The sequence below is a fragment of the Kluyvera sp. Awk 3 genome (assembly GCF_028069715.1).
Lineage (GTDB): Bacteria > Pseudomonadota > Gammaproteobacteria > Enterobacterales > Enterobacteriaceae > Kluyvera > Kluyvera georgiana_A.
Window position 1 is genome coordinate 1 of sequence record NZ_JANEWH010000332.1, and the last position, 506, is coordinate 506.

Genomic DNA, 506 nt, shown 5'->3' on the forward strand with positions numbered 1-506 from the left:
GTTCATACCTGCGCAATTTATTACAACATGGGAAGCTTCAGGAATTCAGAAAATACTATTGGCAATTCATTAAGCAAGGGAAAATGCATCAAAGTAACAAAGATGATGATTTCCTGAAAGAACAAAGACAGCATCGAGAAAAAATCCGTTTGTTTGCAAACCGTTTAGCGGAGGTTGAAGAGTTTAACTCTACATTGATTCTTAGAAATGAAAACCTAGAAAGTTTAAACGTTGAAAAGGAAGCGCTTCTCGAACAAGCAGTATCAAGAATAAAACAACTTGAAGCATCAAATAGCGAATTACAAAGTCGAGTGCAACAAGAGAGAATTGATGAAAAAATACCCGGCTATGTTGACAGCGTTAAAAGCGAACTAAGTTCAGATGACTTATATTTCATTAAAATGTCACAAATCTGGGCTTTTTGTGGCTGTGTTTTTGGATTACTTGCTGTATGTGCATCATTTTACACGCTCTACACCACCATTGACTTTAATAACCTTAAAGGC

General features: G+C 36.0%; 1 pseudogene. It reads left to right on the top strand.

Annotated features, from left to right (window positions below):
- Nucleotides 1-83 precede the first annotated feature (83 nt).
- Nucleotides 84-506 (top strand): annotated as a pseudogene (locus NNN71_RS24960) (hypothetical protein); the annotation flags it as partial.